We start from the raw sequence: 21022 nt of genomic DNA, 5'->3' as shown, positions 1-21022 counted from the left end.
GCAGCAATTCAACAATAACTGACAAATTTCTTTTCACCTTCTTGATTCGTAAAGGGAATGGAAGAAAGGGAAGCGGGCGATGTTTGTTATTCACATGTGGATAAGTTAGAATAGATGTTACAGAATATGGATTAATTGCATGTGGATAACTCCTGGAGAGGAGGAGTATCTACTTTTTTTCATGAATATACTGTGGTATTGTAGTAATTTAGGGATTCGACGATTTTATTAAAAGAAAAAAATAGAACCATCAATATATAAGAGGTGAAAGCATGGAATTCGATACAATCACCGCTATCTCTACTCCCTTAGGGGAAGGGGCAATCGCCATCGTTAGAATCAGCGGTGATGAGGCCATAGAAATAGCCGATAGGATCTTTAAAGGACCAGGTGGAAAAGGATTGCTTGAAGTGAAATCACATACGATTCATTATGGCCACCTTATCCAGCCCAAAACAGGTGAAATCATAGAGGAAGTCATGGTTTCTGTCATGATGGGTCCAAAGACATTTACAAGAGAAGATGTAGTTGAAATAAATTGTCACGGTGGAATCGTTTCGGTCAATCGGGTATTGCAGCTTATTCTCTCACAAGGTGCTCGTTTAGCGGAACCTGGTGAATTTACGAAACGGGCTTTTTTGAATGGCAGGATCGACCTCTCTCAAGCTGAGGCCGTTATGGATTTAATCCGGGCTAAAACGGATAAAGCCATGAATGTTGCATTAGGTCAAATGGAAGGCAGGCTTTCGAAATTAATCCAAAACCTGCGCCAAGAAATTTTACAGACCCTCGCTCAAGTCGAGGTAAATATAGATTATCCGGAATATGATGATGTCGAAGAAATGACACATCGTTTATTTTTGGAAAAGGGCAGTTATGTGAAGAAGGAAATTGAGAAACTGCTTCACACGGCCCAACAGGGGAAAATACTTCGGGATGGGCTTGCGACCGTTATCATAGGGCGCCCTAATGTCGGAAAATCTTCTCTGCTTAACAGCTTAGTTCATGAAAATAAAGCGATCGTCACTGATATTCCAGGTACAACACGTGACGTAATCGAAGAGTATGTCAATGTTCGCGGTGTACCGCTTAAACTTGTCGATACGGCAGGAATTCGCGAAACGGAAGATATCGTCGAACGAATTGGAGTTGAACGGTCCCGTGCAGTATTAAAAGAGGCTGATTTAATATTGCTTGTATTGAATTATTCCGATGATTTAACTACTGAGGATGAGAAACTATTTCAAGCGGTTGAGGGTATGGATGTCATCGTTATCATCAATAAAACCGACCTTCCGCAAAAAATCGATATGGCCAAGGTTAAGGAAAAGGCGGCGTCCCATAAAGTTGTTACGACTTCATTACTGGAGGATCGAGGGGTCGATGAATTGGAAGAAGCCATCGCTTCTTTATTTTTCGAGGGTTCTTTAGAAACGGGAGACCTGACCTATGTTTCCAATGCCAGACATATAGCTTTGCTGGGGCAGGCATTACAGTCTATCGAAGATGCAATCGATGCTATTGAAATGGGGACACCGGTTGATTTGGTTCAAATCGATTTCACGAAAGCATGGGAGCTACTTGGAGAAATCATTGGCGAAAGCGTTCAGGATAATTTGATCAACCAATTGTTCTCTCAATTTTGTTTAGGAAAATAAGCGTAAAAGGAGGAAAAGGATATGCAGTACGAAGCAGGTAGCTATGATGTCATTGTTATTGGTGCCGGTCATGCTGGCAGTGAGGCAGGCCTTGCAGCGGCAAGAGTCGGAGCTAAAACGTTGATGATCACCATTAACTTGGATATGGTCGCCTTCATGCCATGCAATCCCTCTGTTGGTGGGCCGGCAAAAGGGATAGTCGTTAGGGAAATAGACGCTTTAGGCGGAGAAATGGGGAAAAATATCGACAAGACCCATATTCAAATGAGGATGCTCAATACAGCTAAAGGTCCAGCTGTTCGTGCATTGAGGGCGCAGGCAGATAAATTTCTCTATCAACAAGAAATGAAAAAGACGATAGAAGACCAAGAAAATCTAACATTGATTCAAGGAATGGTAGAGGAATTAATTGTTGAAAACAACGTATGCACGGGGGTCATCACTAAAACAGGCGCGGTGTACCGTGCGAAAACTGTCGTAATCACGACTGGAACATATTTACGCGGTGAAATCATTTTAGGGGAACTGAAATATTCAAGCGGCCCTAATAATCAGCAGCCTTCCATCAGGCTTTCTGAACATTTAGAGCAGTTAGGATTTGATTTGGTCCGTTTTAAAACGGGAACGCCGCCACGCGTGAATAGCTCTTCCATAGATTACAGCAAGACGGAAATTCAGCCTGGCGATGAAGTGCCGCGTGCATTTTCTTATGAAACGACAAAGTTCATAACGGATCAATTGCCATGCTGGTTAACGTACACGAATGAGGGGACACACCAGCTCATTGATGAGAATCTACATCGTTCACCAATGTATTCGGGAATGATAAAAGGAACCGGTCCGCGTTATTGTCCATCGATTGAAGATAAAGTCGTACGTTTTAATGATAAACCAAGGCATCAAATATTCCTGGAACCTGAAGGCCGCAATACAAAGGAAGTTTATGTGCAAGGTTTATCTACAAGTTTGCCTGAGGATGTGCAAGTGAAAATCCTGCAAACAATTCCAGGACTTGAAAAGGCGGAAATGATGCGCGCTGGATATGCAATTGAATATGATGCTATCGTTCCTACACAGCTATGGCCTACACTTGAAACGAAGAAAATCAAAAATCTCTATACTGCTGGCCAAATTAACGGGACATCCGGCTACGAGGAAGCGGCAGGACAAGGATTGATGGCCGGTATTAATGCAGGATTGAATGCAATGGGTAAAGAAGAACTGATATTAAGCCGTTCGGATGCCTATATTGGTGTTCTCATTGATGACCTTGTAACGAAAGGCACGAATGAACCATACCGATTGCTGACTTCACGTGCAGAATATCGTTTATTATTGCGTCATGATAATGCCGATTTGCGCTTAACGGAAATTGGATTCAATATCGGAATGATCAAAGAAGAGCGCTACAATCGATTCCTTATGAAAAAAGAAGCGGTTGAAATGGAAAAGGAACGACTGAAATCAAACTTCATCAAACCGACCAAAGAAGTACAAGAAGTCATTACTGCAAGTGGCGGCAGTGAGTTAAAGGATGGAATCCGGGCCTCCGATTTATTGAAACGGCCTGAAATGGATTATTCCCATATTCAGAAGCTGGCGCCAAGTGATGACGAACTGAGCGATGATGTGACGGAACAGGTCGAAATCCAGATCAAGTATGAAGGATATATCGAAAAATCCTTGCAGCAAGTCGATCGCCTGAAAAAAATGGAGAATAAAAAGATTCCAGAGAATATCGATTATGATGCAATTTCTGGACTTGCAACGGAAGCACGTCAAAAATTAAAGCAGGTCCACCCGCTATCAGTAGCTCAGGCTTCAAGAATTTCCGGTGTGAATCCCGCTGATGTTTCCATTTTGCTTGTTTATTTGGAACAAGGAAAGATTGCCAGAGTATCTCAGTAATGGAAATACCCGAAAAGGATTGAAAAGACATGAATATTGAACAGTTCCAACAAGCACTGCTGGAGAAAGGGATCGAGCTTTCTCCTCAACAGCTTGATCAGTTTGACACTTATTATCGATTATTGGTGGAATGGAACGAAAAGATGAACTTAACAGCCATCACTGATAAAGAAGAAGTCTATCTTAAGCATTTTTATGATTCAATCAGTGCAGCCTTCTATTTTGACTTTAACAAACCATATCGAATTTGCGATGTTGGGGCTGGAGCTGGATTTCCGAGTATTCCATTGAAGATTTGTTTCCCTGATATCCACGTCTCGATTGTGGATTCTTTGAATAAGCGAATTTCTTTTTTGAATCACCTTGCGGATTCCCTGCAATTAAAGGGAGTTTCCTTCTATCATGACCGGGCGGAAACCTTCGCCCAAAAACAGGAGCATCGCGAATCCTATGATATTGTCATGGCAAGGGCAGTTGCCAGGATGTCCGTTTTAAGTGAACTATGTTTACCGCTCGTTAAACTGGATGGGACATTCATTGCCATGAAAGCGGCTAGTGCACAAGATGAAATGGACACAGGGAAGAAGGCCATTTTCACGTTAGGCGGAAAAATTGAAGAAATTCATCCTTTCACATTGCCAGAGGAAAATAGTGAAAGAAACATCATTACTGTAAAAAAAGTGAAGAGGACTCCTAAAAAATACCCGAGAAAACCAGGGACACCGAATAAGCAGCCTATTGAATAACCTCCGTAGGATGAGTAAGTTTTCATAGTAAGCGTAGATGATTCAGATATATATGGCTGGTACTTGCCCTTATTTTCTTTTACTATAAATGTATGACCTTATTATTTTCACTCTAAACTTGTGCCCTATGCTGGCTGATTCAGGGAAATAATTTTGGGCAAGCCGGCCGATATTTTTCATAACTGGCCGTCCATTCCTAAATTATTGCCTTGATGGCGCCAGTCGACATGTTTTTTACAGTGTAGGGCCATATGTATAACCATGTCGGGAAATGTATGCAGGACTTGTCCTTTAAATAGAGAATATGTTATTTGGGAGTTTTAAAAGGTGGTGTAGGAAGATGAAGCATCCTTTTTCGCGGTTCTTTGGGTTTGGCGAAAAAGAGGAAGAGCAACTAGAGATGGAGACACCTAGCAATAATAATGAAGAGATAAGAAAAATTTCCATTTCTGATATTGTGCCTAATCGATTTCAACCAAGGACCGTTTTTAATGACGATAAAATTGCCGAATTGGCCCAAACGATCCATACACATGGGATCATTCAACCAATTGTAGTAAGGACTTATGGTCAGGGAAAGTATGAAATCATTGCAGGTGAGCGTCGTTTTCGGGCCATGCAAAAGCTTGGCTGGGAATTGGCGCCCGCAATAATCAAAGATTTCACCGATACAGAAACGGCTTCCGTTGCGCTGATAGAAAACCTTCAGCGTGAAGAACTGACACCGATTGAAGAAGCTTTGGCTTATGGAAAGCTATTGGAGCTGCATAGTTTAACACAAGAAGCTTTGGCACAAAGACTGGGAATAGGACAATCTACCGTGGCGAATAAGCTACGGCTGCTTAAGCTGCCCCAGGAGGTTCAGGATGCACTTCTTCAAAAGCAAATTACGGAACGCCATGCCCGCTCGTTGATACCGTTGAAGAGTCCTGAAAAGCAGCTTAAACTGCTTTTGGAAATCATCGAAAAAGGGTTAAACGTCAAACAGACCGAAGAGCAGGTCGTCAAGCTTTTGATGGGTACTGTGCAGAAGCCGAAACCTAAGCGAAAAGCGTTTAGTAAAGACATGAGGATTGCCGTGAATACCATACGCCAATCACTCAATATGGTTACAGACAATGGAATAAATTTGGATGCAGAGGAAGAAGAATTCGAGGAGTATTATCAGTTCACGATTAAAATACCCAAGAAGAAAACTTGATTCCCTATCCTTACCCGCTTGGTAGTCTCCGATTACCAAGCTTTTTTTATTTTCGGTCAAAACTGGTATTTCCACTTTAAAAAACATTCAACTTTTCCCGGATTTTTAATGCTTTTAGATATATTTCAAATTTTAAGAGGAATTTCAGAAAACGATTTCTTCCAGTAACATTCATGATAAAATAGAAAGAAATAAATGGATTTACGGTAAAAATCAATAGATAAAAGCGTGATGAAGATAGTTGAAAGCGGGTGAATTCGTGGGTAAGATTCTCGCCATTGCCAATCAAAAGGGCGGTGTTGGAAAAACGACAACTTCTGTCAGCCTAAGTGCTTGTCTTGCTTACATAGGACAGAAAGTCTTAATGGTCGATATTGACCCGCAGGGAAATGCGACAAGCGGTGCAGGTATTGACAAAGCAGATGTGGAACAATGTATTTATGATGTATTGGTTGATGATATCGAGGCCAGTACCGTCATCATGGAAACAAAGGTAGAAAACCTATATGCCATACCTGCGACAATTCAACTGGCAGGTGCAGAAATTGAACTTGTTCCAACCATCTCTAGGGAAGTCCGGTTAAAAAGGGCATTAGAAGAGGTGCAGGGCCAATATGATTACATTGTGATAGACTGCCCTCCATCATTGGGTTTGCTTACGCTTAATGCCTTAACGGCCGCCGATGCAGTTTTGATTCCGGTACAATGTGAATACTATGCATTGGAAGGTTTGAGTCAACTATTGAACACGGTCCGCCTCGTCCAAAAGCATTTGAACCATGATTTGAAAATCGAGGGTGTGCTATTGACGATGTTGGATGCAAGAACGAATCTAGGTCTCCAGGTCATAGAAGAGGTCAAAAAATACTTTCAGGATAAAGTCTATCAAACCATCATTCCCCGCAATGTCCGTTTGAGTGAAGCACCGAGCCATGGAGAACCGATAATTATATATGATCCAAAGTCACGAGGGGCGGAGGTCTATTTAGAACTGGCAAAGGAAGTGGTATCAAATGGCTAAAGGACTTGGCAAAGGACTTAACGCACTTTTCAATAGTGGGGAAATCAGTAAAGATGAAATCGTGCGAGAAATCAAATTAAGGGAATTAAGGCCAAATCCTTATCAGCCCCGGAAGAGCTTTCGGCTTGAAGCTATAGAGGAATTAAAGCAATCCATCATGGAACATGGGATATTACAGCCGATTATTGCCCGGGAAAGCATTAAGGGATATGAAATCGTTGCTGGGGAAAGGCGTTATCGTGCTGCCGAGGAAGCTGGTTTAAAGACAGTTCCGGTCGTTGTGAGGAAATTGAGCGAACAGCAGATGATGGAACTGGCGATTTTGGAAAACCTGCAAAGGGAAGATTTGAATCCGATCGAGGAGGCTGTCGCTTATCAAACGCTTCTGGAAAAATTGGAATTCACCCAGGAGCAGTTGGCCAATCGGCTGGGGAAAAGCCGTCCCCATATCGCAAACCATGTTAGATTGCTATCTTTGCCTGAAGGGATTAGGAGATATATCTCCGACGGGGAAATTTCCATGGGGCATGGCCGGGCATTGCTAGGTTTAAAGAAAAAAGAGATGCTTAAGCCGGTAGCGGATAAAATCCTCAAAGAAGGAATGAATGTCAGACAGCTAGAGCAATATATACATCAATTGAATGATACCGTTTCACGTGAAACTAAACCTAAGAAACAAGAAAAAAAAGATATCTTCATAAAGCAACGGGAGACAAGTCTGCGTGAAAGACTAGGAACGAGCGTAACGATAAAACAAAGCAAGAAAAAAGGAAAAATAGAAATAGAATTCTTTTCAAAGGAAGATTTAGAGAGAATTTTGAACTTGATCGATCAAGAGAACCTATCCTCTTAGATCCCCTTTATGAAAAGACCGTGACGACATATGCAGAAAATTAGGTGGATGAGATGGTATTATTAGGGGCTTTGGTGAATGGTGCCTGTATTTTAATCGGTTCGATTTTAGGAAGGTTTTTACAACATATACCTGAAAAGATAAAAGAAACGGTTATGAGCGGTATCGGTTTGGCCGTCATGGTCTTAGGTTTGCAGATGGGCTTAAAAAGCGATAATTTCCTTGTTGTCATTTTAAGTATTGTTGGAGGGGCTGTCCTCGGTGAATGGATGAATCTTGAGGCTAGGCTAAATTCTTTAGGCAATTGGCTTGAACGCAGGATGAAAGCGAAGGAAGGAATTTCGATATCTCAGGGATTTGTAACGGCCACGCTCATATTTGGCATTGGGGCGATGGCCATCATCGGTGCCCTGGATAGCGGTATCCGGAATGATCATGACGTTTTGATAACAAAAGCGATCATCGATGGCTTTACAGCATTGGTCCTCGCCAGTACGCTTGGCATAGGTGTACTTTTTTCAGCATTTCCGGTCATTCTTTATGAGGGATTCATAGCGATTTTCTCAAGGCAGATCAATACGATGATCCCAACTGCTTTAATGGATTCCTTTATACTGGAAATGACGGCAACTGGGGGAGTCATGATTTTGGCAATTGGTTTGAATATTATCGGTCTGACCAAAATAAGGGTGGCAAATCTGCTTCCGGGCATAATGATCACCGCGATTCTGGTTACTCTCATGTATTATGTATAAAAAAGAAGGAAGGGGATGGCTGGCCCTTTCCTTCTTTTTTATGATAAGAAAAAACCGATCATAGGGTTTTTTCTTGCTTGAATGACCATGTGAAAGGAGTGATGGAAGGTTTTACTGGATAATGATTTTGTGCTTCATAAATCCCCTCGGCAATGGTTTTGGCCATTTTTAGCACAAGATTAAGACGTGTGTTCTGCAAGACCATGAACTCCATGAATCCACTTACATTCACGATTCCTGTAATATGTGCATTTCCGACGGAAGGAAGGTCTTTATTGACCCCAGCCCCTGGCTTCACTGGTCCCTGGCCGATTTGAACGATGCCGACGCTTTTCATTTTCCCTAAGCAAGCATCGATTCCGACGATAAAGGGATTGGCGTGCATCTTTTTGATTTCATTTAATTTTTCATGTAAATTCATCGCATGTATAGGGTCATCCAGAGTACCATGAACATGGAATGAAGAAGAACCGTTTTCAGCTTTTTCACTAAGCAGAGTGCCGACAAGTGGTCCGAGTGAATCGCCTGTGGAACGGTCCGTGCCTATGCAGACGATGACGATTGGTTGGAGCTTTCCGGTCGGTAGGAGATTGATTAATTCCTGGGAAATTTGTTTGGATGCATCCGTATCTTCATGCAGGATGCGACTCAATCTATTTTTATTATTATTAAATAGACTAGAATTCAGATTCATCGGCTCAACTCCTTTACTTTATTTGGTATTACAGTATACGGATAAAAAGGGGAAAATATACGGTATTTAACATCTTGGATGAGGGAATTTTTTGTAGAACATGCAAACAGGTGAAGGGGATATGAATCGGCGTTATCCTCTACCAATTGCTTTCATTTATACTTTCTAGTAAATAATTACTTTAATATTTGGGAAAAAACTTCTAATTCTTTTACCTATATACCCAATTTTTTTTTGTACAGAAACCATTATTTATTGATAAAATAGAGAAAATCCTCTACTTCATGGTTATATCAGTGCATGAAGGGTAGAGGAATCCGTCTATATGGAAAAATCATATAGACGATATAAAAGTTTTGCAGTTAATTGCATTAGGCAGGAGGAAAATATGGATCGCATTTATGATAACGTTACAAAAGAGATATTGGATGAAAAGATATGGCTGCTGATGGGCGAGGGGATTATTAAAATCTTCCTTGTTCTGTTGTTATCGCGTATTATTATTAGAATAGGAAAGACTATTCTGAATAAATTTTTCAAAGCGCGTTTAAGGAGTCCCATTCGGGTATCGGAGCGCAGGGAAGCGACACTCATTAAATTGCTCGAAAATATCATTACCTATGTCATCAATTTCATTGCCTTGATAATGATTCTGGAAATTTTCGGGATTGAAGTAATGCCATTACTCGCTGGTGCCGGTGTTCTCGGTTTGGCAGTTGGTTTTGGTGCTCAAAGTTTGGTCAAGGATATAATTACAGGATTTTTCGTTATTTTTGAAGATCATTTCTCGGTTGGGGATTATATTAAAATCAATAATTTTGAAGGGGAAGTCATTGAAATCGGGCTTCGTACAACGAAAATTAAAAGCGGTGCAGGTGAATTGCATTTCATACCCAACGGAAGCATCGTTCAGGTCACGAATTATTCCATTTTAAATAGTATGGCTGTTGTTGATGTGACCATACCTAACGATGGATCGATCGAGCGTGCTGAAAAGGTGCTGATTGATCTTTTAAACAGTATGGAGGGCAAATACGATGCATTGATCAAAACACCTGAATTTTTGGGAATTGAAAAAATTAGTCCTGAAGAAATCGTCTTTCGGATTAAGGCGGAAACAAAGCCGATGCATCACATTGAAATCAGTAGGATATTAAGAATTGAAATAAGTGCTGCGCTTGATTCAAGTGGGATTAAATCTACGTACAATGGCAGCGAGTCATAGGAATTAGGGGGCTCATGGTTATGGAAGAAAAGGAATTTGCACTTAAGGATATTGTGGAAATGAAGAAACCGCATCCTTGTGGAGTGAATAAGTGGAGAATTATACGGATCGGTATGGATATCCGGATAAAATGTGAAGGGTGCGGCCATAGCGTGATGCTGCCTCGACGTGAATTCGCGAAGAAAATGAAAAAAGTTCTGCAAAAGCATGAGGAGTGATCATGCTTTTTTTTTGGAGTGAAAGTAGTCCTGCGTTTCTCATGATTTACTTGTCTTTTTAGGAAGCGAAATCTATAATTGGGAAAGGTTTAGGTAATTGGAGGGTCTTTAAAGAAGATCAGTTCTTTTCCCATATGTACGAATCATCTTGAAGGAGTGAAATATAAATGGCTTTAACAGCTGGTATAGTCGGTTTGCCTAACGTAGGTAAATCCACTTTATTTAATGCAATTACTCAGGCGGGTGCGGAATCTGCTAACTATCCTTTCTGTACGATCGACCCAAATGTCGGGATCGTGGAAGTGCCAGATCACCGTCTGCAAAAACTGACTGAATTGGTAAAACCGAAAAAAACCGTTCCGACAGCATTTGAATTCACGGATATCGCCGGGATTGTAAAAGGAGCAAGTAAAGGAGAAGGATTGGGCAATAAATTCCTTTCCCATATCCGTCAAGTGGATGCAATTTGTCAAGTCGTCCGTTGTTTTGCAGACGATAACATCACCCATGTCTCCGGAAAAGTGAATCCAATCGATGATATCGAAGTCATCAACCTTGAATTGATCCTTGCCGATTTGGAATCTGTTGTCAAACGCATCGACCGTGTCGGAAAAATGGCCAAGCAAAAAGATAAAGCCGCTGTGGCAGAACATGAAATCCTTGTAGCTTTAAAAGAAGCATTGGAAGATGAAAAGCCTGCACGTACCGTCGAGTTCACTGAAGAACAGCAAAAAATCGTGAAGGGCATGCATTTACTTACAGCGAAACCGACGCTTTATGTGGCGAACGTGAGCGAAGATGAAGTGGCGAATGCTGACGATAATGAATATGTACAGCAAGTTCGTGAATATGCTGCTAAGGAAAATGCCGAAGTGATCGTGATTTGTGCCAAAATCGAAGAAGAAATTGCAGAGCTTGAAGGTGAAGAAAAGGAAATGTTCCTATCTGAACTTGGCATCGAGGAGTCAGGTCTTGATCAGTTGATCCGTGCTTCTTATAACCTGCTTGGATTGGCAACATACTTTACAGCTGGTGTACAGGAAGTGCGAGCTTGGACATTCCGCAAAGGAATGAAAGCCCCTCAATGTGCAGGCGTCATTCACACGGACTTCGAACGTGGTTTCATCCGTGCCGAAACGGTTTCTTATACCGATCTACTTGAAGCGGGCAGTCATGGTGCTGCAAAAGAAGCAGGTAAAGTTCGTTTGGAAGGAAAAGAATACATCGTTAACGATGGCGATGTTATCCATTTCCGTTTTAACGTTTAAGAATCAAGGACCCTACCGTTCATAAGTAGGGTCTTTCAGTTTGTCGACAAAAGGAGTTGATTGGAACGGAAGGGAGGCTCCCGGACCGCCCGCGGAAAGCGAGTGCCTGAAGTGGAAATCAACGGTCATTGGATTACAATTATTTGTAATAAGTCGAACCGTTCGTTGCAAAGCCTCTTTAACTATGCTATAATTTTATCTTGTGAGTAATTATAAATAATTGCTCCTTGCCCAATTGGGCCGCTTAGACCAAAAGGAGGTGACAGTGATGAGAAAATACGAAATTATGTATATCATCCGTCCAAACATTGAGGAAGAAGCTAAAAAAGCTTTAGTTGAACGTTTCAACACAATCCTTTCTGATAATGGTGCGGAAGTAGAAGCAAAAGAATGGGGTAAACGCCGTCTTGCATATGAAATCAATGATTTCCGCGATGGTTACTACATGCTTCTTAAAGTTAACGCTGAAAGTGCTGCGATTCAAGAATTCGATCGTCTTGCTAAAATCAGTGAAGACATTATTCGCCACATGGCTACTAGAGAAGAAGAATAATCCGATATTTAATATAAATTCTAATCTTGTTTCATATGAAACAAGATTGAAACCTAGGGGTTGATTCTGATGATGAATCGCGTAGTTTTGGTAGGACGCTTAACTAAAGATCCTGAATTACGATATACACCTAATGGAGTTCCCGTTGCTACCTTTACTTTAGCTGTGAACCGTAGTTTTACGAATCAGCAGGGTGAACGTGAAGCGGATTTCATTAACTGTGTAGTTTGGCGTAAACCGGCAGAAAATGTAGCTAACTTCTTGAAAAAGGGCAGTTTAGCTGGCGTGGATGGACGTGTCCAAACACGTAATTATGAAGGACAAGACGGCAAACGCGTATATGTGACGGAGATTCTGGCTGAGAGCGTTCAATTCCTTGAACCACGAAGCAGTTCAGCGGGTGAAAGAAATGAAGGCGGTTCTTACGGTGGAGGTCAAAGAAGTTATGGCAATAATAACGGAAATGACAACAATTCGTATGGACAAAATCCTAATCAGAATCAACGGAGCAATAACAACTACACTCGTGTAGATGACGATCCGTTTGCAAATGACGGTAAGACAATCGACATTTCAGATGACGATCTTCCGTTTTAAACAGCCGTTTAAAATGAAAATTCAAAAAGCAGGGAGGGAAATTTATCATGGCAATGGGTGGACGTAAAGGACGCGGTAAGCGTAAAAAGGTTTGTTATTTCACATCTAACGGAATCACTAAAATTGATTACAAAGATGTAGATCTTCTTAAAAAATTCGTCTCAGAACGCGGTAAAATTTTACCACGTCGTGTAACTGGTACAAGCGCTAAATATCAACGTAAATTAACGATTGCTATTAAACGCTCACGTACTATGGCATTACTACCATATGTATCTGGTGAATAATAAAAGGGCACATTGAGGAGTTATCCTTAATGTGCCTTTTTTTATAAGTTGTCACTCATGCCTGAAAACCGCTGAATTGCGGTTTTTTTATTTCATCAGGAAGTTATCCGGACGTTTTCCTCAGAAAAAATAATCATATCCTAAAAAAGAATGTGATGTTTGAAATATCCTGGCCGTAACGGATACAATATAAAGATGGAGATAAGACATCAATAATAACAGGGGGTGAAATAAAGATGAATAGCGGAAGACGGATTGCCGAGGGCGGAGCCCTTCTGGCACTATATTGCATTTTATTGTTCATCACCATTCAAATCCCACTATTGGGTATTTTCACTACTTTCTTTTTACCCATTCCATTCATACTTGTCACAATCAAACAAAAGTTATCGTGGAGCCTTGGTTACTTATTCGTAGCCTCGCTATTGTCGATCCTCATCGGGACGATATTGTCTGTTCCGCTGACCTTGCTCATGGGGGCAACGGGAATAGCGATCGGCTATTTTTTAAAAAAGGACAAACCGATGGCACCTATGTTCATAAGCGCAGTCCTAGTCTTCCTGGGAGGCATTTTATTAATATATGCGGCTTCAGTATTGATAACGGATGTTAATTACATAGAAGAATCGATGGACATGGTTGAGGGGTCCATCGAAAATACTATCGGTATAATGGATTCTTTTGGACAGGCACCGACGGAACAAGTCAAAAAGCGGATGTATGAATCAATCGATATGATGAACACGCTGATGCCAAGTTTGTTCGTCTTGATGTCCGTCATCATGGTTTTATTGATTTTCTTTGCAGCGCATCCCATTGTGAAGAGATTCAGTGATAAGGCGTTAAAATGGCCCCATTTTCGAGATCTGCGACTCCCGAAAAGCCTTTTATGGTATTATTTAATTACGATGCTTCTGGCTCTTTTTGTGAATACGGACAAGAACAGTTTTGTATATATGGCCATAACGAACCTATTTTTCATACTGCAGTTCTTCATTTTATTACAAGGTTATTCCCTGATATTCTATATCGCTCATGTTAAGTCATGGGTTAGGGCCATACCTGTTTTAATCGTGGTTTTTTCTTTGCTGCTGCCGATTCCGATTATTACGACGGCCGTTCGATTTTTAGGTATAATAGATTTAGGCTTTCCTTTTAGGGAGACAATCAAGAAAAAGGAATAGAAGACTTTTTTGTAAAACAGATGCTTTTAGGAGCTGAAACTATGCCATCTTATTTGAAGGAATACTCGATTAAGTCCCCGTTGTATGGGGTGCTGGCCGCAGTCGTTTTACTTTTGGGCGTACTGGCTTATTATAATTGGGTAATTGCACTTGTTGGACTATTGATTCTTGCTGGTTTATTTTATTTAACATTAAGAATGGTAGAAAAAAAGCAACAAAAGACAGAAGAGTATATAACGACTTTATCCTATCGTTTAAAGAAGGTGGGCGAGGAAGCGTTATTGGAAATGCCGATTGGGATTATGCTCTTTAATGAGGATTATTACATTGAATGGACCAATCCATTCCTGGCTTCTTGTTTTAGCGAAGACTCTTTGGCAGGAAGATCGCTATACGATGTTGCGGACTCGATAGTGCCGTTGATCAAGCAAGAGATCGAGACTGAGACGCTTACGCTCCACGATCGGAAATTCAAGGTGGTCCATAAGCGTGATGAAAGGCTTCTTTACTTTTTTGATGTGACGGAGCAGGTGGAAATTGAGAAATTATATGAAGATGAGCGGACGGCAATTGCGATCATTCTTCTTGATAATTATGATGATTTGACACAGGGTATGGATGATCAGCGTAAAAGCAGCATCAATAGCTTGGTTACCTCACTTCTTGATAAATGGGCAAGGGATAATGGCGTTTTCTTTAAACGGGTTTCCTCGGAACGATTTATTGCTGTCTTTAATGAGCATATCCTTCATCAGCTTGAGAAGGGCAAATTCTCGATTTTGGATGAGATCAGGGAAACGACGGCCAAGCAAAATGTACCATTGACCCTGAGCATCGGGGTCGGCTCTGCCGTGTCATCCTTACCGGAACTAGGTACGCTTGCACAGTCCAGCTTGGATCTCGCTCTTGGACGGGGCGGTGACCAAGTAGCGATCAAGCAAGCGAATGGAAAAGTGAAATTCTATGGCGGCAAAACCAATCCGATGGAAAAACGCACGAGAGTCCGTGCACGTGTCATTTCCCATGCATTGAAGGATATAGTCCTCGATAGCGATAAAGTCATTGTCATGGGCCATAAAAACCCGGATATGGACGCAATCGGTTCAGCAATCGGCATCTTGAAGGTTGCCCAGATGAATGAACGTGAAGGCTATATTGTCATCGATACCCAGCAGCTCGATAACAGTGTCCTTCGTTTAATGGAAGAGATCAAAAATAAAGAAGAGCTGTATTCCCGGTTCATAACACCTGATGATGCATTTGAAATGATTACGGATGAGACCTTGCTGGTTGTGGTCGATACACATAAACCTTCCATGGTGATTGAAGAGCGGTTATTGAATAGGATCGATAAGGTTGTAGTCATCGATCATCATCGCCGCGGTGAGGAGTTCATCAAGAATTCATTGCTCGTCTATATGGAGCCATATGCATCTTCAACAGCAGAACTTGTAACCGAACTGCTTGAATATCAACCGAAACGCTCAAAGATTGATATGCTGGAGTCGACGGCGCTTCTTGCAGGTATCATCGTCGACACGAAAAGCTTCACCTTAAGAACAGGTTCACGTACTTTCGATGCAGCCTCTTATCTAAGGGCGCATGGAGCTGATACGGTACTTGTCCAGAAATTCTTAAAAGAAGACGTGGACACCTATATCAAACGTTCGAAGCTCATTGAGGAAGTCACCTTTTATAAAAAGGGAATTGCGATTGCCTCTGCAAAAACCGATCAGGTTCATAATCAGGTGCTCATCGCCCAAGCTGCGGACACCCTATTGACCATGGATGGCGTAGCGGCTTCTTTCGTAATGGCTAAGCGATCTGATGATACAGTTGGCATAAGTGCACGTTCTCTAGGTGATATCAATGTACAGGTGATCATGGAAATGTTGAATGGAGGCGGACATTTAACAAATGCCGCCACTCAACAGGTTTGCTCCATTAGTGAAGCCGAAAGTCGATTGAAAGCAGCTATTGATGAATATTTAGAAGGGGGACAAAAAGAATGAAAGTAATATTTCTGAAAGACGTAAAAGGTAAAGGGAAAAAAGGGGAAGTTAAAAATGTAGCAGATGGTTATGCACATAATTTCCTACTAAAACAAGGATTGGCCGTTGAAGCAAATAATTCAAATGTGAAAACTTTGGAAGCCCAGAAAAATAAAGAAGAATCACTTGCAGCAGAAGAGCGGCAGCATGCTGAAGAATTGAAAGTGCAGCTGGAGAAATTAACGGTTGAACTATCTGCAAAAGCCGGTGAGGGCGGGCGTTTATTCGGTTCCATCACGACTAAACAAATTGCATCGGAGCTTCAGAAAAAACACGGTATCAAGGTTGATAAACGTAAAATGGAGCTTGCTGAAGGCATCCGCACTTTAGGGCATACAAAGCTTCCAGTCAAGCTTCATCCTGAAGTCACTGCGACACTGACTGTGCATGTGAAAGAAATTAACTAATTTTAGCTGTTTCATATCTGTGAAAAATTGATAAAATAGAGATAGACGAAAAATGTGATTGGGCACGTTGTCCTTTCACTTTTTTCATTTTTACTAGAAACATATAAAAGGTATCCTCTTAGAATGGGAGGTTTTAAGATATGATAGAACAATTTCAGGATAGGATTCCCCCTCAAAATATAGAAGCCGAACAGGCTGTGCTAGGAGCTATTTTTCTTGAGCCCTCTTCATTGACCGTTACATCGGAAGTTTTGATTCCGGAGGATTTTTACAGAAGCTCTCATCAAAAAATCTTTAATGTGATGCTTAAATTGAATGACGAAGGAAAAGCTGTCGATTTGATTACGGTGACAGAGGAATTGGCTGCGACAAAAAACCTTGAAGAAGTTGGCGGAGTTTCTTATTTAAGTGAATTGGCCGGATCGGTGCCTACCGCGGCCAATATTGAATATTATGCCCGCATCGTCGAGGAGAAGTCATTGCTGCGTCGTTTGATCAGGACAGCGACCAACATCGCTCAGGAAGGCTACAGTCGCGAGGATGAGGTCGAGGAGCTGCTCGGGGAAGCTGAAAAAACGATCATGGAAGTGGCCCAGCGTAAGAATTCCGGGTCTTTCCAAAATATTAAGGATGTATTGGTTGCGACGTACGATAACATAGAGGTTTTGACTACCCGTAAAGGGGATGTCACGGGAATACCGACAGGGTTTGCTGAACTGGATCGAATGACAGCAGGGTTCCAACGTAATGACCTCATCATAGTGGGGGCCCGTCCTTCGGTTGGTAAAACCGCTTTTGCATTGAATATCGCTCAAAACGTTGCAACCAAAACGGAGGAGAATGTAGCGATTTTCAGTCTTGAAATGGGTGCAGAGCAACTCGTTATGCGTATGCTCTGTGCTGAAGGGAATATCAACGCCCAGAATTTACGGACAGGTTCCTTAACTGATGAGGATTGGCGTAAACTGACGATGGCGATGGGAAGCTTGTCTAATGCCGGCATTTATATCGATGATACGCCAGGTGTGAGGATTGGTGAAATCCGTTCGAAATGCCGTCGTTTGAAGCAGGAACATGGCCTTGGCATGATATTGATCGATTACCTGCAGTTAATTCAAGGTGATGGTCGTTCAGGCGACAACCGTCAGCAAGAGGTATCCGAGATTTCACGTTCCCTCAAAGCCCTCGCTCGTGAACTTAAAGTGCCCGTCATCGCCCTTTCCCAGCTATCGCGGGGAGTGGAGCAGCGTCAGGATAAGCGTCCAATGATGTCTGATATCAGGGAATCCGGAAGTATCGAGCAAGATGCCGATATCGTCGCATTCTTATACCGTGATGATTATTATGATAAAGAATCCGAGAATAAAAATATCATTGAAATCATTATAGCGAAACAGCGTAATGGTCCAGTAGGCACGGTTTCGCTTGCATTCGTAAAAGAATATAATAAATTCGTCAACCTTGAACGCCGCTTCGATGATGATTCGATGTCTCCCGGCGCATAGGGAACCGCCTGCCATTTTGCAATGGCGGGCTTTCTCTGTTTTTGGAAAAAGAAAAGGCCTTATGATAATAGAAAAATAAATCAACGGGTACAATAGTGATTGACAATCCAAAACCAAATGTAAAACCGAAAGAATTTTCTCAAATTTACGAACAAAGTATTTACTAAAATGTGTATTGTTCGGATTTTGTATTGACTTCCAGTTTGGATTATTGATAAAATAGGTTTGTTTGATAAGAACCGGTTAAAATGATCGGTATTACGTGAACCTTTGGAGGTGCTTTATTCAGATGTCATCAGTTGTAGTAGTCGGTACACAATGGGGAGACGAAGGTAAAGGTAAAATAACAGATTTTCTATCCCAGAATGCGGAAGCCATCGCTCGTTATCAAGGTGGGAATAATGCAGGGCATACAATAAAATTTAACGGCGTTACCTATAAACTGCATTTAATTCCGTCAGGGATTTTTTATAGTGATAAGATTTGTGTCATTGGAAATGGTATGGTGGTTGATCCAAAAGCTCTTGTAGAGGAACTTGCTTATTTACATAGCCACGGGGTGAGTACGGATAATCTTCGTATTTCGAACCGTGCACATGTCATTCTTCCTTACCATATCAAATTGGATGAAGTCGAAGAAGACCGTAAAGGCGCCAACAAAATTGGAACGACTAAAAAGGGAATCGGCCCTGCATATATGGACAAAGCTGCTCGTAACGGAATCCGCATGGCAGACCTATTGGACCGTGAAATTTTCGAGGAAAAATTGTCTCAAAATCTTGTCGAAAAAAATCGTATGTTTGAACGTTTCTATGAAACGGAAGGTTTCAAGATCGAAGATATCTTGGAAGAATACTATGAGTACGGACAACAAGTTCAGAAATATGTTTGTGATACATCCGTTGTATTGAATGACGCACTTGATGAAGGAAAACGGGTATTATTCGAAGGGGCACAAGGTGTCATGCTTGATATCGATCAAGGAACATACCCATTCGTCACTTCATCTAACCCGGTTGCAGGTGGAGTTACGATCGGTTCTGGTGTAGGTCCTACGAAAATCAACCATGTGGTTGGAGTATGTAAAGCATACACAAGCCGTGTGGGCGATGGTCCTTTCCCTACAGAATTGCATGATGAAGTCGGCAACCAAATCCGGGAAGTTGGCCGTGAATATGGTACAACTACAGGCAGACCGCGCCGTGTAGGCTGGTTCGACGCTGTTGTCGTTCGCCATGCTCGCCGTGTCAGCGGGATTACCGATTTATCATTGAACTCGATTGACGTATTATCAGGTCTTGATACGGTCAAAATTTGTGTGGCTTATGAATACAAAGGCGAGATCATTCATGAAGTTCCAGCGACTTTGAAAGCGATTGGCGAATGTAAACCAGTCTATGAAGAACTACCAGGCTGGTCAGAAGACATTACAGGTTGCAAATCATTGGATGAGCTTCCAGAGAACGCTCGCCACTATGTAGAGCGCGTATCTCAATTGGTTGGCATTCCTTTGACCACTTTCTCTGTCGGTCCTGACCGTAACCAAACAAATGTCGTGAGAAGCCCTTGGCGTCTAGCGTAATTCTTGAAAAAGAGCTGGCATTTTTGCCGGCTCTTCTTTCCTTATTAACATCCATCCATTATATGTCACGTTTTGGAGGTCCTGGATACCGAATGAATGGATTAAACTGTTGGAAAATGAAAAAAATAAGAAAAAAATAATTTTATTTCAAAAAAGTATTGCCTAACCTATATGAACCATGATATTATCAAAAGCGTCGTCACAATAGAAGTTAACATCTTGAAAAGAAACATTTCATTAGTACGAGCCATTAGCTCAGTTGGTAGAGCATCTGACTTTTAATCAGAGGGTCGAAGGTTCGAATCCTTCATGGCTCACCATTTTTTCCGGCCCATTGGTCAAGCGGTTAAGACACCGCCCTTTCACGGCGGTAACACGGGTTCGAATCCCGTATGGGTCACTTCTTTATATAAAAGCTTTACTGGTCCCGTGGTGTAGCGGTTAACATGCCTGCCTGTCACGCAGGAGATCGCGGGTTCGATTCCCGTCGGGACCGCCATTTTTTTAAAAAACACTTGTTAAAATAATATTATCGTGATATAATATTATCCTGGCTGTTAATTAGTAATTGTTTATTGGGCTATAGCCAAGCGGTAAGGCAACGGATTTTGATTCCGTCATGCGAAGGTTCGATCCCTTCTAGCCCAGCCATTTTATTTAGAGCCATTAGCTCAGTTGGTAGAGCATCTGACTTTTAATCAGAGGGTCGAAGGTTCGAATCCTTCATGGCTCACCATTTTTTTCGCGGGTGTGGCGGAATTGGCAGACGCACCAGACTTAGGATCTGGCGCCGCAAGGCGTGGGGGTTCAAGTCCCTTCACCCGCACTGATATTTTCTTCTTGACATCAAGTTGAAAAGGTGTTAAACTTACAAAGTCGCTTTCGCGGTCGTGGCGGAATGGCAGACGCGCTAGGTTGAGGGCCTAGTGGGGGAGACCCCGTGGAGGTTCGACTCCTCTCGGCCGCACCAATAACATCATAGAAATTAGCGCCCGTAGCTCAATTGGATAGAGCATCTGACTACGAATCAGAAGGTTGTAGGTTCGACTCCCGCCGGGCGCACCATATTTTACGGGAAGTAGCTCAGCTTGGTAGAGCACTTGGTTTGGGACCAAGGGGTCGCAGGTTCGAATCCTGTCTTCCCGACCATTCTTTCTTAAAATATTTCAAAATTAAATGCGGGTGTAGTTTAGTGGTAAAACCTCAGCCTTCCAAGCTGATGATGAGAGTTCGATTCTCTTCACCCGCTCCATTATTGCTCTTTGAAAACTGAACAAAACAAAGCGCCAACGTTAAATTTTAAGTGAGC

The 21022-nt window shown here is 41.9% G+C and carries 19 protein-coding genes and 10 tRNA genes; 28 read left to right on the top strand and 1 reads right to left on the bottom strand.

Features of this window, described 5'->3' with window-relative positions; translation table 11 throughout:
• Positions 1–272 precede the first annotated feature (272 nt).
• The 7 genes from mnmE to ACFVSH_RS09495 all read left to right on the top strand — a co-directional run bounded on the left by mnmE (position 273) and on the right by ACFVSH_RS09495 (position 8142).
• Entirely contained in the window at positions 273–1658 is a 1386-nt protein-coding gene (gene mnmE / locus ACFVSH_RS09525; RefSeq protein ID WP_387604967.1) for a tRNA uridine-5-carboxymethylaminomethyl(34) synthesis GTPase MnmE, read from the top strand.
• Between the two features lie 21 nt (positions 1659–1679).
• Positions 1680–3566, top strand: a complete 1887-nt coding sequence (gene mnmG / locus ACFVSH_RS09520) for a tRNA uridine-5-carboxymethylaminomethyl(34) synthesis enzyme MnmG (RefSeq protein WP_260285771.1) — start codon at positions 1680–1682, stop codon at positions 3564–3566.
• 29 nt (positions 3567–3595) lie between these two features.
• Entirely contained in the window at positions 3596–4312 is a 717-nt protein-coding gene (gene rsmG / locus ACFVSH_RS09515; RefSeq protein WP_387705754.1) for a 16S rRNA (guanine(527)-N(7))-methyltransferase RsmG, read from the top strand.
• Positions 4313–4652: 340 nt separating this feature from the next.
• Positions 4653–5513 (top strand): nucleoid occlusion protein, encoded by an 861-nt coding sequence (gene noc / locus ACFVSH_RS09510; RefSeq protein WP_387705752.1) that lies wholly within the window; start codon positions 4653–4655, stop codon positions 5511–5513.
• Between the two features lie 259 nt (positions 5514–5772).
• Entirely contained in the window at positions 5773–6534 is a 762-nt protein-coding gene (locus ACFVSH_RS09505; RefSeq protein ID WP_230300205.1) for a ParA family protein, read from the top strand.
• Positions 6527–7387, top strand: a complete 861-nt coding sequence (locus ACFVSH_RS09500) for a ParB/RepB/Spo0J family partition protein (protein ID WP_192207371.1) — start codon at positions 6527–6529, stop codon at positions 7385–7387. Before ACFVSH_RS09505 ends, ACFVSH_RS09500 begins: the two co-directional genes overlap by 8 nt.
• A 53-nt stretch (positions 7388–7440) precedes the next feature.
• The gene (locus ACFVSH_RS09495; protein WP_192207370.1) at positions 7441–8142 is read left to right on the top strand and encodes a DUF554 domain-containing protein; all 702 of its coding nucleotides are present in this window, start codon (positions 7441–7443) and stop codon (positions 8140–8142) included.
• Between the two features lie 58 nt (positions 8143–8200).
• Here the strand turns inward: ACFVSH_RS09495 and yyaC are convergent, their stop codons facing one another.
• Complete coding sequence (gene yyaC, locus ACFVSH_RS09490) at positions 8201–8836, bottom strand: spore protease YyaC (protein ID WP_387604969.1); 636 nt, start codon at positions 8834–8836, stop codon at positions 8201–8203.
• 388 nt (positions 8837–9224) lie between these two features.
• Here yyaC and ACFVSH_RS09485 point away from each other — a divergent pair, with 388 nt between their 5' ends.
• The 21 genes from ACFVSH_RS09485 (at position 9225) to ACFVSH_RS09385 (ending at position 20965) form a co-directional block, all read left to right on the top strand.
• Positions 9225–10061 (top strand): mechanosensitive ion channel family protein, encoded by an 837-nt coding sequence (locus tag ACFVSH_RS09485; protein WP_192207368.1) that lies wholly within the window; start codon positions 9225–9227, stop codon positions 10059–10061.
• 20 nt (positions 10062–10081) lie between these two features.
• Entirely contained in the window at positions 10082–10279 is a 198-nt protein-coding gene (locus ACFVSH_RS09480) for a DUF951 domain-containing protein (RefSeq protein ID WP_076368501.1), read from the top strand.
• Between the two features lie 167 nt (positions 10280–10446).
• A complete protein-coding gene (gene ychF / locus ACFVSH_RS09475; protein ID WP_076368500.1) occupies positions 10447–11547 on the top strand; it encodes a redox-regulated ATPase YchF in 1101 nt (366 codons plus the stop codon).
• Between the two features lie 268 nt (positions 11548–11815).
• Positions 11816–12100, top strand: a complete 285-nt coding sequence (gene rpsF, locus ACFVSH_RS09470; protein ID WP_053348321.1) for a 30S ribosomal protein S6 — start codon at positions 11816–11818, stop codon at positions 12098–12100.
• A 69-nt stretch (positions 12101–12169) separates the two neighbouring features.
• Complete coding sequence (gene ssb / locus ACFVSH_RS09465) at positions 12170–12697, top strand: single-stranded DNA-binding protein (protein ID WP_034316149.1); 528 nt, start codon at positions 12170–12172, stop codon at positions 12695–12697.
• A 47-nt stretch (positions 12698–12744) separates the two neighbouring features.
• On the top strand, positions 12745–12984 hold the full coding sequence (rpsR, locus tag ACFVSH_RS09460) for a 30S ribosomal protein S18 (RefSeq protein WP_034316147.1): 240 nt from the start codon (positions 12745–12747) through the stop codon (positions 12982–12984).
• A 236-nt stretch (positions 12985–13220) separates the two neighbouring features.
• Positions 13221–14168 (top strand): YybS family protein, encoded by a 948-nt coding sequence (locus tag ACFVSH_RS09455; protein WP_260285776.1) that lies wholly within the window; start codon positions 13221–13223, stop codon positions 14166–14168.
• A gap of 41 nt (positions 14169–14209) precedes the next feature.
• Positions 14210–16180, top strand: a complete 1971-nt coding sequence (locus ACFVSH_RS09450) for a DHH family phosphoesterase (RefSeq protein WP_387604970.1) — start codon at positions 14210–14212, stop codon at positions 16178–16180.
• Positions 16177–16626, top strand: a complete 450-nt coding sequence (rplI, locus tag ACFVSH_RS09445; protein ID WP_076368495.1) for a 50S ribosomal protein L9 — start codon at positions 16177–16179, stop codon at positions 16624–16626. The genes ACFVSH_RS09450 and rplI overlap by 4 nt, the downstream gene beginning before the upstream one ends.
• A gap of 140 nt (positions 16627–16766) precedes the next feature.
• On the top strand, positions 16767–18131 hold the full coding sequence (gene dnaB, locus ACFVSH_RS09440) for a replicative DNA helicase (protein ID WP_063234298.1): 1365 nt from the start codon (positions 16767–16769) through the stop codon (positions 18129–18131).
• A gap of 289 nt (positions 18132–18420) precedes the next feature.
• Positions 18421–19713, top strand: a complete 1293-nt coding sequence (locus tag ACFVSH_RS09435; RefSeq protein ID WP_192207363.1) for an adenylosuccinate synthase — start codon at positions 18421–18423, stop codon at positions 19711–19713.
• A gap of 244 nt (positions 19714–19957) precedes the next feature.
• A tRNA-Lys gene (locus ACFVSH_RS09430) sits at positions 19958–20033 on the top strand.
• 8 nt (positions 20034–20041) lie between these two features.
• A tRNA-Glu gene (locus tag ACFVSH_RS09425) sits at positions 20042–20113 on the top strand.
• A gap of 23 nt (positions 20114–20136) precedes the next feature.
• Positions 20137–20212 (top strand) — tRNA-Asp (locus ACFVSH_RS09420).
• 77 nt (positions 20213–20289) lie between these two features.
• A tRNA-Gln gene (locus ACFVSH_RS09415) sits at positions 20290–20364 on the top strand.
• A gap of 9 nt (positions 20365–20373) precedes the next feature.
• Positions 20374–20449, top strand: a tRNA-Lys gene (locus ACFVSH_RS09410).
• Between the two features lie 8 nt (positions 20450–20457).
• Positions 20458–20539, top strand: a tRNA-Leu gene (locus ACFVSH_RS09405).
• Between the two features lie 58 nt (positions 20540–20597).
• Positions 20598–20683 (top strand) — tRNA-Leu (locus tag ACFVSH_RS09400).
• Positions 20684–20701: 18 nt separating this feature from the next.
• Positions 20702–20778: transfer RNA gene (locus ACFVSH_RS09395), tRNA-Arg, on the top strand.
• Positions 20779–20785: 7 nt separating this feature from the next.
• Positions 20786–20862 (top strand) — tRNA-Pro (locus tag ACFVSH_RS09390).
• Positions 20863–20891: 29 nt separating this feature from the next.
• Positions 20892–20965: transfer RNA gene (locus tag ACFVSH_RS09385), tRNA-Gly, on the top strand.
• Positions 20966–21022 lie beyond the last annotated feature (57 nt).

Source organism: Peribacillus sp. NPDC058002 (assembly GCF_042886655.1).
Lineage (GTDB): Bacteria > Bacillota > Bacilli > Bacillales > DSM-1321 > Peribacillus > Peribacillus aracenensis.
This window is presented reverse-complemented; position numbering and strand designations above follow the sequence as displayed.